At 73.0% G+C, this 12,278-nt stretch carries 6 protein-coding genes; 3 read left to right on the top strand and 3 right to left on the bottom strand.

Features of this window, described 5'->3' with window-relative positions; genetic code table 11:
• Positions 1–10: 10 nt before the first annotated feature.
• Together FV242_RS07095 and FV242_RS07090 are read right to left on the bottom strand one after the other, a co-directional pair.
• The gene (locus FV242_RS07095) at positions 11–1,135 is read right to left on the bottom strand and encodes an MlaE family lipid ABC transporter permease subunit (protein ID WP_147938485.1); all 1,125 of its coding nucleotides are present in this window, start codon (positions 1,133–1,135) and stop codon (positions 11–13) included.
• 66 nt (positions 1,136–1,201) lie between these two features.
• Entirely contained in the window at positions 1,202–2,368 is a 1,167-nt protein-coding gene (locus tag FV242_RS07090; RefSeq protein WP_147938438.1) for an MFS transporter, read from the bottom strand.
• A 163-nt stretch (positions 2,369–2,531) separates the two neighbouring features.
• Here FV242_RS07090 and FV242_RS07085 point away from each other — a divergent pair, with 163 nt between their 5' ends.
• Both FV242_RS07085 and FV242_RS07080 read left to right on the top strand, forming a co-directional pair.
• The gene (locus FV242_RS07085) at positions 2,532–3,503 is read left to right on the top strand and encodes a hypothetical protein (protein WP_147938437.1); all 972 of its coding nucleotides are present in this window, start codon (positions 2,532–2,534) and stop codon (positions 3,501–3,503) included.
• Between the two features lie 71 nt (positions 3,504–3,574).
• Complete coding sequence (locus FV242_RS07080) at positions 3,575–4,015, top strand: DUF1489 family protein (protein WP_147938436.1); 441 nt, start codon at positions 3,575–3,577, stop codon at positions 4,013–4,015.
• A gap of 51 nt (positions 4,016–4,066) precedes the next feature.
• Here FV242_RS07080 and FV242_RS07075 read toward each other — a convergent pair whose 3' ends face one another.
• Positions 4,067–11,587 carry a hypothetical protein gene (locus FV242_RS07075; RefSeq protein WP_147938435.1) on the bottom strand — a complete coding sequence of 2,507 codons (7,521 nt, stop codon included), beginning with the start codon at positions 11,585–11,587 and terminating at the stop codon, positions 4,067–4,069.
• Between the two features lie 290 nt (positions 11,588–11,877).
• On the opposite strand from FV242_RS07075, the gene FV242_RS07070 reads away from it, so the two are divergent.
• Complete coding sequence (locus FV242_RS07070) at positions 11,878–12,201, top strand: Hpt domain-containing protein (protein ID WP_147908601.1); 324 nt, start codon at positions 11,878–11,880, stop codon at positions 12,199–12,201.
• The last annotated feature ends 77 nt before the right edge of the window (positions 12,202–12,278 follow it).

Raw genomic sequence — 12,278 nt, 5'->3', positions numbered from 1 at the left:
CACAGCGGGCTCAGAAATCGATCGCGGCGAAGAACACCGCGAACAATCCATCGAGGACGATGACCATGAAGATGGACTTCACGACTGAGGCCGTGACGTGGCGGCCCAGCGATTCGGCCGAGCCCTCCACGGCGAAGCCCTCGATCGTGGCGAGGATCCCGATGATCAGCGCCATGAACGGCGCCTTGATCAGGCCGACCATGACGTGGTGCACGCCCACCGCCGCCTGGAGCCGGACCAGGAACTGATCCAGCGTCAGCCCGCCGTACAGCATGGCGGTGAGGCCGCCGCCGGTGAGCGCGGCGATGTCGCCGATCAGCGTCAGCATCGGCAGGCCGACCATCAAGGCCAGCACCCGCGGCACGATCAGGATCTCGACGGGATCGAGGCCCATGACCCGGAGGGCATCGACCTCCTCGCGCATGCGCATCGAGCCGATCTCGGCGGTGATCGCCGAGCCCGAGCGGCCCGCCACCATGATCGAGGTGAGCAGGACGCCCATCTCGCGCAGGATCAGGAGGCCGATCAGGTTCACCACGAAGGTCTGGGCGCCGAAGCGCTGGAGCTGGAAGATGCCCTGCTGGGCGACGATGCCACCGACCAGGAACGAGATCAGCACGATGATCGGGGCGCCGTTGAAGGCCACCTGCTGGATCTGGTTGACCAGGGCGGTGCCCCGGAACGTGCCCGGCCGCAGGGCCACGCGCCCGCAGGCGGCGATCACCTCGCCCAGGAAGGCGAGGGCGGTGACGAACTCGCGACCCCCGCGCACGGTCTCGCGGCCGACGGTGTCGAGGAACCCGACGATGCGGCCGTGCCGCAGCGGGTCCGCCGACTCGACCTCGCGCAGGCGGACCTCGCCCAGCAGGGTCCGGTGCTCGGACCGCACGCCGACATAGGTCAGCGTGCCTCCCGCCTGCTCGATCTCGGCGCGGGTCCGCTCGAGCACCCAGGCGCCCAGCGTGTCGAGCCGCTCGATCCCGGACAGGTCGACCGTCATGGAACTGGCCCGGCCGGCCGCCAGGATGCGCGCCGCATTCGCCTCGACGGTCGGCGCCTGATCGGCGGTCCAGCGCCCGTCGAGCGCCAACCGGCCATCCGCCGGCCGGTCCCGCAGCGATGCGCCGGGAACCATGCCCTCGCTCAGCAAGCCCTAACTCCTCGATTGGAGGCACCACCCTGCCGTGTGGTTATGTCGACATTACGGTTGACGATCCGTATCCGACGTCACGCGGTCGGAGGCGAGCGCCAGACCCAGGCCACAGGCGGCGAGCGGCGCCATCAGCAGGAAGGCGAGGGGGCCGCCGGTCCGGTAGGCGAGCCCGCTCGCCAGGGTGGCGACCACGGAGATTCCGGCGTTGACCGCGCTGAGCGTGCCCTGCGCGCGGCCCCGCGCGCCCTCGGGGGCGAAGGCCGATACCGCCGCCATCGCGCCGAGCTGCGTCGCCCCGAAGGTCAGGCCGTGCAGGCATTGGAGCGGTACCAGGGCGGCCAGGTGGTCGCCGAGAAGATACATGCCGACCGCGCGCAGGATCGCCGCCGCCGCGCCCAGAGCCAGGAGCCGCACCGGGCTGCGCCAGGCGGCGGGGAGGGCGGTGATGCCGGCAAACAGCGCGATCTCGGCCAGCACGCCGGTCGCCCAGAGCGAGCCGACCCAGGCCGGTGCGATCCCCTGGCTGGTCCAGTAGATGCTGCCGAACCCGTAGATCGCCCCGTGGCTCGCCTGGATCGCCGCCGCGGCGCCGATGCAGAGCCACAGCCTGAGCGGCAGGCGCGGCCGCATGGTCCCGGACGGGACCTGCGGCAGCGCCACCACCGAGCGGCTGCGCCAGGCCACGAACCCCGCCGCCAGGGCGAGGCCGGTGAGCAGCAGCGGCACCGCGAGCTGGCCGCCGAGCGCCGAGAGCATCAGGCCGCCCACGAGGTTGGCCAGCAGGAACGCGATGGAGCCCGCCATCCGGATCCGGGCGTAGACCAGGCGGGCGTCGCGGCGCACGGCCGCCAGCGTCAGGTAGTCGATGCACGGCACCAGCGGCGCGCCGGCCACGGCGTTGAGGATGATGAGCGACGCGAGCGCGGGCCAGCCGATCCCGGCGGCGCCGGGCATCAGCGCGTAGGTCAGGCTGAGGGCGAGGCTGCCGAGCATGATCAGCCGCCGCGGACCCAGCCCGCGGTCGAGCAGGCTCATCAGCGGCGCCGTCGCGACGATCCGCGTGGCGATCGGCAGGGCGAGCAGCACGCCGATCACCCCGGCATCGAGGCCGAGCCCGTCGAGCCAGAGCGGCATGAACGGCATCGCGATGCCGATCTCGGTGAAGACGACGGCGTAGAGCAGCGACAGGCGCGCCGGGCCGGACGGACGATGCAAGGATGGAAGGTCCCGGAGGAAGGGAGGCGGGTTCGGGGCGTCCCGGGTCCCGGGTACGAACGCCGTAAGCGCCCGTTAAACCCTCCCTGTCAATTTACCGTCTCCCGGTTCGCACCGCGCGCCGGCCTTCGCCGTGCCGTCCTTTCGGGTTCGGAGGGATTCCATGTCCGGTTCAGCCCCCGCAGGCGCCCTCGCCGAGTACGAGGCGATCGAGGCGACGATCTGCCTCAGCGAGCGCGGGCGCTGGTTCCTGGCCGAGTATGCCCGGCGCAACCGGGCCGCCGAGACCGAGATGCTGCTCGGCGCCATGAGCCGGCTCGAGCACGTGGTGACGGCCGAGCGGGACAACCAAGCCTTCGGTCAGCTGCACGGCAACCTCGTCGAGATGGCCGCGGCGATCAGCCAGACCAAGGCCGAGATCGCCGCGATCAGCGCGCGCGACAACGAGCAGACCCGCCTGACGCAGGCCTCCCTGGCGCTGGACGCCATCGTACGCGAGACCGAGCAGGCGACCTCCGACATCCTCGGCTCGGCCGAAGCGATCCAGGAGGCGGCCTGGACCCTGCGCGAGCGGGGCGCCGACGCCCCGACCTGCGACGCGCTGGATCGGCACGCGACCGCGATCTACACGGCCTGCTCGTTCCAGGATCTCACCGCCCAGCGCACCGCCCGAATCGTCTACACATTGCGCTACCTCGAGGACCGGCTCGCGTCGATGATCGCGATCTGGGGCAGCGAGGCCGAGCGGATCCCGCCGATGCCGGTCAACCCGGCGGCCGGGGCCCTGCCAAACGCGCCGCCGCTCGACCTATGCCAGAGCGACATCGACCGCTACATCGCCATGGAGGTCCCCGCCGTGACGGCGGCGGCGCTCGTCGCCCGCCCGGGAAGCCCGCCGCTGCACGAGGACATCGTGTTCCTGCCGGTCTCGGAGGAGGCGGAGAGCGTGACGGTCGAGGACCTCGCGGCGGCCGACGCGTTCGCAGGCATGGATGCCGTACATGCCGAGCCCAGCCCCGACGCGGATCGGGCCGAGTTCGCGGCCGCACACGCCTTGGAACCGGGCTTGCCGGCCTTGAGTTTCGCGGCGATCGACGCGCTGCCGCCGGAGCAGCGGCTCGCCCTGTTCGCCTGACGGCGCGGACGCGCCCGGAGCCTGCTATCAGGGGGCCCGCCCGCCGAGGGCCGTCAGACGAAAACGCTTCCGTGGCCCTGAACCTGATCAAGCTCTGCGTCGGACCCGCCTCGATCGCGGACCTCGAAGCCCGTCAGGACCGGTTCCGGACCGAGGCGCTGCGCGAGGGACGTCCGGCCGAACCGTTCCACGTCACCCGCACCCTGCCCAAGCGCCATCGCGAGATCGCCGGCAAGGGCTCGATCTATTGGGTGATCCGCGGGACCCTGTCCTGTCGGCAGGCGATCACCGCGATCGAGAAGCTGACCGGAGAGGACGGCATCCCGCGCTGCCGGCTCGTCTTCGATCCGCGCCTCGTTCCCGTGTCGCCCCGCCCCTGCCGCCCATTCCAGGGCTGGCGCTACCTCACGGCCCGGGACGCGCCGGCCGACCTGGGCGCCGGGCAATCGGGTGATCTCGCCGAGATGCCCGAGGCCCTGCGCCGCGAGCTGGTCGGGCTGGGCCTGCTCTGAGGCCGCGTATCGGCGGCGCGGGCACGTGATGCACCCGCGCCGGCCGTCGTCCTACGCGCCGTCGAAGCGCCCGCTGGCATGGGCCAGCATCGTGTAGACCTTGCCGGTCTCCGAGGTGAGATAGGCGTCGGTGCGCTTGGCGTCGCTGTCGTTCTTGACCACGTCCCCCAACAGCCGCTCGAACTCACCCACGTACCGGTCGACGCTGCGGCGGAACTCCGCATCGGCGCGGTAGCGGCGTTGGATCTCCGCGAAGGTGGTCCGGCCCTGCGGCGTGTAGATGCGCGGGTCGAACAGGTTCGGCTCGCCCCGGCGATAGCGCTCCCACAGGTCGACCACGGTCCGGTGCTCGATCATCCGGGCGATGTCGGTGGAGATCGTGTCCAGCGCGATCCGACCGGTCTCGGCGGGGGCCTGAGACTGCGCCGCGGTCTGGCGGCCCGTCGGGGCCGGGGACGCGGCGCTGGTGGCCGCCGGCTCGGCATCGTCGTCCTCGTCCAGCGAGGCGCGGGTCAGCAGGTCCGACAGCCAGCCGCGCTTGGCGCCGCCCGCCGTCATGGCGGCGGGGCGGGCGGTCGCGGAGGGCCGCGGCGCCTCGATCCGGGCCGGACCGATGGCGGACCGCGCCGGAGCCTGGGGCGCCGGCAGAGCCGGGGCCGCCACGGCCTGGACGGACGCGGCGGACGAGACCGCGACGCTGCCGGCCTGCGGCGCCGAGACGGCGCGGGAGCCGCCCTCGGCCACCCGGCGCTGGGCCTGCGGCTGGGCCACGTCCACCGAGCGGGTTGTGCGGGACACCAGGGCCGACAGCTCGTTCAGAGCCTTGATCTGGTCGGCCACCACCCGGCGCATCTCGCCGGTGGCATCCTGCGTCTCGCGCGGAAGGTCGAGGACGCCCCGGGCGAGTTCGGCGCGGGTCGCGTCGAGTTCGCCGCGGATCGAGCCCGCCATCTCCCGCAGGGACGAGACGGAGGCACCGAACTTGGTCTGCGCCTCGTCGAGGCCGCTGCGCATCTCCCGAGCGGCCTCCTCGATGGCCTGCCGCACGCCCTGGGCTGCCTTCTCGCTCTCCGCCCCTGCGCTGTCCTTGAGGCCCTCGAAGGCGCTGGTGACCGAAGCCCCCGCGCCCTCCGCCGAGCGGGTCAGCGCCTCGCCGACGGCGCGGGCGCGCTCTTCGGCAGTCCGCAGCGTGCGCTCGATCGTCTCGGCCAGGGCACCGCCCTGCTGCTCCAGGGTGCTGGCGCGCGCCTCGAAGCCGGCCAGCGCCTCCGCGAGCGCGGCCTCGCGGCCCGCCAGTGTCGCCCCAAGGCGCTCCTCGATCGCGGCGAGCGACGAGGCCGCCCGGTCGAGCGCCGAGACGTGCACCGAGGTCTGCTCGCCGAGTGCACGGCCGCGGCCGTCGAGGGACTCGGCGAGGCCGGTCGCCTCGCGGAGCGCCGTGTTGGCGACCTCGCGCAGGGCCTCGACCTGGGACGCCACGCCCGCGGTGGCGCGGCCGGTCTCCGAGGCGATGCGCTGCAGCGCCGACTGGACCTGCTCGACCCGGCCCGCCAGACCCTGCTCGATCGCGCCGAGATTGGTTCCGGCACCGGACACCAGCTCGCCCAGGGCGGCGTTGGCGCCCTCGATCCGCTGGAGGACGGCACCCAGTTCGCGGCCCAGCCGGTCGTTGGTCTCGAACAGCTCGGTGAGGGCACGGCCCGCGCCATCGTCGATGGCGGCGCGGAGCAGCTCGGCCGAGGCCCGCGACTGCGCGGCCAGTTCCTCGGTCTGTAGCCGCAGGGTCTCGGCCAGCGGCACGCCGGTCTCGATCAGAACGCGCTCGATCGCGTCGGCACGGTCGGCCAGGGCCCGCGACAGGTCGAGCATCGGCCCGTCGATGGCGGCGCGCAGGCGATCGACATGCCCCTCCAGGCTGTCGCCCACCGCACGGCCGCTGCCGTCGACGCTGGCGATGAGCGCCCCGCCCTTCTCCTCGATGGCGCGGACCAGCACCTCGGCGCTCTCCGCAAGGCGACGGGACAGGGCTTCCCCGCGGGCATCGACCAGGGCGCCGAGCGCGGTGGCGCGGCGCTCGAAGCCGGCCCCCAGCGCCTCGGTGCGGGCGTCGATCAGGCCCGCCAGCGCGGCCTCGCGACGGCTGAGCGTGTCGGCCAGGGCGGCGTTGTGCGCGTCGACCTGCCCGGCATGTGCCCGCGCCCGCTCGTCGAGCGCCGCCACGAGGCTGGCGGTGCGCTCGTCCATGAGGACCGCGAAAGCGTCGTGGCGGTCGTCGAAGGCGGTGGCCAGCGTCTCGGCGCGCTGGGCGACCAGCGTCGCGAACAGCCGCATGCGGCTGTCGATGCGCTGGGTGAAGGCGTCGGCGCGGGCATCGACCCCGCGGGCCAGCGCCTCGCTCTGCGCCTCGACCGTGTGGACCAGGGCCGCGGTACGCCCCTCGACGACGCCGTCGAGGTCGCGGATCCGTGCGTCGAACGCCTCGACCAGCGAACCGGTGCGCCCCTGAGCGGCGTCGAGCAGCGACTGGCTGCGCTCGCTGAGCAGCGTCTCGATCGCTGAACGCGCCTCGTCGAAGGTCGTACGCAGGGTCTCGATCCGGGTGTCCAGGAGGGCGGCCACGCCCGTGGGCGCCGCGTCGAGGAGCGTGCGCAGGTCCTGCGTGTGCGCCTGGACCGCCATGGCGATCTCCCGGCCGCGGCTCTCCACAGAAAGCTCGAGGCTGGATTGCGCCCGCTCGAACAGGGTCCGGAGCTGACCGCTGCGGGCCTCGAAGGTCTCGGCGAACTGCGTCTCGCGGGCCTCGAGCAAGCCGGCGATGGCCGGGTTCGCCTGCTCGATCACGGTCTGCAGCGCCTGGGTGCGATGCTCGATCGTCCCCGCGATCTCGCGGCCGCGGCCATCGACCAGGCGGTCGATCTCCGACTGGGCCTGCGCGAACAGGGCCTGCAGGTCGCCGTTTTGAGCCTCGAAGGCCTGGGCCAGCTGGGTCTCACCCGCCTGCAGCAGGCCGGCGATGGCCGGGCTCGCCTGCTCGATCACGGATTGCAGGGCCTGGGTGCGGTGCTCGATCACCCCGGCGATCTCGCGGCCGCGGCCGTCGACCAGGCGGTCGATCTCCGACTGGGCCTGCGCGAACAGGGCCTGCAGGTCGCCGTTTTGAGCCTCGAAGGCCTGGGCCAGCTGGGTCTCACCCGCCTGCAGCAGGCCGGCGATGGCCGGGCTCGCCTGCTCGATCACGGATTGCAGGGCCTGGGTGCGGTGCTCGATCACCCCGGCGATCTCGCGGCCGCGGCCGTCGACCAGGCGGTCGATCTCTGACTGAGCGCGCTCGAACAGGGCACGCAGGTCGGCAAAGCGCGCGTCCAGCAGGTCCGCCATGTCGGTGGGAGCCGCGTCGAGGGTCTGGCGCAGGCCCTCGGTCCGGGTGGTGATCGTGTCGGCGAGTTCCTGGCCGCGCACCTCCACGAGATCGCGCAGGCCTGCCTGAGCCTCCTCGAACAGGGTTTGGAGGCGCTGCGTGCGGCTGTCGAGCGTCGCGGCAAGCTGGCGCTCCCGGGTCTCGACCAGCGCGGTGACGGCGGCGGGCGCCGCCTCCAGCATCGTCCGCAGCGCCTGGATCTTGGTGTCGACCGAGGCGGCGAAGCGGCCGCCCCCGCCTTCCACCACCGCGTCGAGGGCGGTGTGGGCTTCCTCGAACAGGGTCCGCAGGCCCTGGGCGCGGGCGTCCAGGGTCTCAGCGAGGCGGTTGCCGCGGCCCTCGACCAGGTTCTCCAAGTGCCCGAGGCGTTCGTCGAACAGGCCACCGAGCGCCTGGGTCCGGGAATCCAAGGCTCCGGCGGCGCTGCCGAAGGCGTCCTCGACGGCGGCGATCAGCGCGCGGCCGCGGGTGTCCAGCGCCTCGTTGAGCGGGCCCATGCGGCCGTCGAGGGTGCTGGCCAGGGTTCCAGCATGGCCATCCAGCATCACGCGGATCTGGTTGGTGCGGTCGTCGAGCAGGCCGTGGACCGAGCGCACGCCCTCGTCGAGCAGGCCGCTGATGTCGGCGGTGCGGCTCGACAGGGTGTGGCCGAGGCGGCCTTCGCCGGCCTCCAGCATCCGCTCGGCATCCGCGATGGTCTGCTGCAGCTTGGACAGGACGCTGTCGCCGCGCTGGTCGATCAGCTCGGCCAGCGAGGTGCCGCCGCGATCGAACAGGCGCGCCAGCTCGGTGATGCGGCCGCCGATCGCCCCGAACACGGTGCGGCCCTTCTCGTCGAGCTCGCTCGACATGACGGTGATGCGCTCGTCGATCAGCTTCGCGAGCAGCTCCGAGCGCTCGGCGAAGGCCGCGCGCACGGCCTCTGTCCGAGCAGAGAGGGCCGCGTCGGCGCTCTGGGCCCGCTCGTCCACCAGCTGGACGATCTCCTGCACCCGGCCCGACAGCGAGGCCTCGAGAACCCGGGTGGATTCCACGACGGCCCCCGTGAGGCTCCCGATGCTCTCGGCCATCGCCTTGTCGATCCCACCGGTCCGGTCGGTGATCGTCGCGACCAGGTCGCGGGTGCGGCCGGCCAGTTCCTCGTCGACCGCGCGGGTCCGCGCCTCGATCAGGCGGATCGCCTCGAAGGCCTGCACGCCGAAGCTCTCATCCACGAGGCGGGCGCGCTCATCGAGGGCGTTGGCGATTTCCTGCAGACGGCTGATCACGCCGGCGTCGAAATGCTCGGCGCTGCCCGCGATGCGGCGGGCCATCTCGGCGGTGCGCCGATCGATGTCCTGCCCGAGCCCCTCGGCCCGTCCGTCGAGCACCGCGACCAGGTTGCGGCTGCCCTCTTCCATGATCCGGGCCATCTCCCCGGTCCGGGCGGCCAGCGCCTCGTTCAGGGCCTTGCCGCGGGCGTCGATCCGGCCGTCGACGTGATCGACCAGGTTCGCCACGACGTCGCCGATCTCGGCGGCGCGCTTGGCGGAACGCGCTTCCAGGTCGCCGAGATGGGTCTCGACCAGGCTGCCGGCCTCGCGGGCGCGGGTCGCGATGGTTTCGGCCACCGCCTGGCCCTTGACGGTGATGAGCCGGTCCATCTCCTCTAGCCGGGCCCCGACGGTCTCGCCCATCGTCGCGGTGTCGCGGCCGATGCGGTCGGCCAGGATGTCGCCGCGGGCGATGGTCTCCTGCAGGGCGGCGAGGCGGCTGCCCAGCGTCTCGTCGATGGCGCGGACGCGGCCGTCGGCGGTCTCGGCGAAGCTCGCGCCGGTCTGGCTGAGCGTGTCGGCGATCCGCGCACCTTGGCTCGCCACCGCGAGCACGATGTCGCGGCCGGTGCCGCTGATCCGGGTCTGGGTCTCCTCGGCATGGCTGGCCAGGAGTTCGGCAACGCCCTTGCCGTGCTCGCCGAAGGCGGACTCCATCTCGCCGATGCGGGCGGCGAGGTCGTCCGAGATGGCGCGGGCGGCCTGCGCCAGGCTGCCGGTGGCATCGTCGGTGCGGGCGGACAGCTCGCGGTTGAGGTCGTCGAGGGCGCCGCGCAGGGCGGTCACCGCGGCGGAGCTGCGCTCGCCGAGTTCGATGCCGGCCCGGTCGGCGGCATCGCGGAAATGGGTCAGCAGGTTCGCGGTCTCGGCCTCGACCGCGCTGGTCACCTCGGCCGAGCCGTGGCGCAAGGTCTGCAGGGTGTCGGCCAGGCGGGCTGAGGCCGCGCGGGTATGGGCCTCGAGTTCGCCGGTGACGGTGCTCGCGGAGCCGCGAAGGGACTGAACGGCGGCGGCGGCGCCGGCCTCGAAGCCGTGGCCCAGCGCCGAGAAGGCGGATTCCAGGCTCTGCGTGGCCGCCTGTGTCCGGTCGGTGATGTGGCCGCCGGCCCGCTCGGCCGCCGCCTGGACGCGGCCCTCGAGGTCCGAGGCCTGCACGGTCACGGTGTCGTGCAGGCGCGCCGCGATGCCGTCCATGCGCCCGGCCAGGGCGTTGCCGTGCTCGGAAATCGTCTCGGCGATCCGCTCGGCGGTGCCGATCAGGTCGTCGCGCACGGTGCCGGCCTGGCTGGTCAGCGTCTCGCCGACGCCGCCCATGGCCAGCGCCAGGGCGGCCTGGGCGTCGCGTCCGCGGCTCTCGATCGCTTCGGCGACGGAGAGTCCGGCATTCTCGATCTCGGCACGCAGCGCCAGGCCACGGCCGGCGATGTCCTGGGTAAGGGCCGCGCCGGTCTCGGCGAAGCGCGCGGTGATCTGGGTCCCCATCGCGCCGAACCGGTCTGTCAGCTCGGAGCTCCGCGACAGGAAGGCGTTCTCCAGGCCGATCACCGAGCGCTCGAAGCTCTCGCGCACGACGCCGCCCTGGCGTTCCAGGGACTCGCTGACGCGCAGGCCGGTCTCGGCGAGGCTCTGGGCGACGGAGGCGGTGCTCTCGGCGATCCGCCCGGTGAGGGCGTCCCCGGTCGACTGGAACGCGCCGGTCACGTCTTGGGCGCGGGTCTCGAAGGCGCGCGTCAGGCTCTCGCCGACGTCCAGCAGGCTGCCGCGCACGCCCTCGCTCGTCGCCGCGAGGTTCTCGATCAGCTCGTCGCCGCGGCCGGTCATGAGGCTGACGACCCGGTCGCCGGCCTCGCCCAGGGATGCGGTGATGGCCGCGCCGCGGGCGTCGAGCGCCCCGGTCACGCGCTCGCCCGCGCCGTTGAGGGCCAGGACGATCCGCTCGGACGCGCCCTCCAGTTCCTGGCTCAGGCTCTGGTGGGAGCCGGTGATCGCGCCGCGCACCCGCTCGGCGTTGGTGACGATGGATTCCCGCTGCGCCACCAGCTCCTCGACGAGGGAGCGGATGCGGATCTCGTTGTCGGAATAGGCCCGCTCCAAGGTGGCGATCTCGCCGCGCACCAGGGTCTCGAGCTCGCCGGCCCGGGCGAGCGCACGCTCGACGCCGTCGCCGACCGCGGCGACTTCCCGGCGCACCGTCTGCGACATGGTCAGGACCGCGTCCGTGGAGAAGCTCTCGGGCTCGGCCAGGCGCACCGCGACTTCGCCGACTGCGCGGGCGACGAGGCGCATCTCCTGCGCCCGTGCGGCCAGCATGGCGGCGATCACGAACAGGACGACCGGTCCGAGCAGGGCCGCAGCGCCCACCGACGCCTGGAGCGGGGTGAGGCCCGAGACGACGCCGCGCAGGTCGCCGCCGGATTGCAGCCAGGCGACCAGCACCAAGCCGGCGACCCAGGCGAGGCCGGCCAGCAACGCGTACAGGTAAGGCTTGGGCGAGGACCGCACCCGCAGGGTCTGCTGCAGGATCCCGATGTTGCGCCGGTCGTCGTTCGCCACCAGCGAGCGGTCGGGCGGCAGCAGGCCGCCCTCGCGGCGCGGGCGCTCCCGGCCGGGCGGGGGCAGGTCGGAGGCGAGGGGCGGGTCGAGGTCGAGGCGCGGCGGCGTCTGGCGGCCGGCCGGATCGAGGGCACCGTCGAGCAGGGGATCGGCATCCCCGACATCGGGCAGGCGCGGCTCGGCGCGGCTCTCGGTGCCGGTCGGCGTCAGGGCGTCGAGGTTCAGCGCCTGCTCGATCGCAGAGAGCGCGGCCTCGGCCGGATCCTTCAGCTTCTTCTCGGTCGCCATTCAACGCCTCGTCACACGGGTTTCACCGGCACCTGGGGAGGCTGATGCCAGAGACGCAACGTCCCGTTTACCATTACAGGATTAGACGCGGACACCGATTGCCGATACCCGAGCCGCCGTCCGACCCCAGAAACCGTTACGAGAATGGTTACCGGGTCCGCCGCCTTCCGGCTCCACCATCTTGGCGCAGATGAGGGTCCCTGCGCGATCCCCGTCCGGCGAATCGGGGGGTGAATCATGGGGAGAGGTTCGGCAACCCCCAGAAGATTGCGGATTCCGGGAGTTCGAGCATGCTGGCCATCGATCGTGCGGAGCTCGATGCGCAGACCTTCGGCGACGCCGAGCTGGCCGACGAGGTGCTGGCGCTGTTTGCCGGGCAATGCCGGTCGATCCTGCCTCGTCTGACCGACCCGTCCCTGCCAGCGGCCCAGCGCGCCGACCTCGCCCACACCCTAAAGGGCTCGGCCTCCGGAGTCGGCGCCACCCGGGTCCGCGCCTGCGCGGACGCCGCCGAGGCACGATTGCGGGCCGGCGCCGAGGCGGTCGCCCTCGACGACCTCGTTCAGGCCGTTGCGGCGGCACTGGCCGAGATCGCGCCGGACGCCGAGTCTTAAGAGCGGCCGTTCGCCGAACATGCGCCGATGCGGCGATCGATCCGGAACGGACCGCCGCCACCGCGCTTGCATTCCAT

Origin of the sequence: Methylobacterium sp. WL64, assembly GCF_008039945.1 — a bacterium.
Lineage (GTDB): Bacteria > Pseudomonadota > Alphaproteobacteria > Rhizobiales > Beijerinckiaceae > Methylobacterium.
Note: the sequence above shows the minus strand (reverse complement) of the source record. Positions and strands in the feature narration are given on the sequence as shown.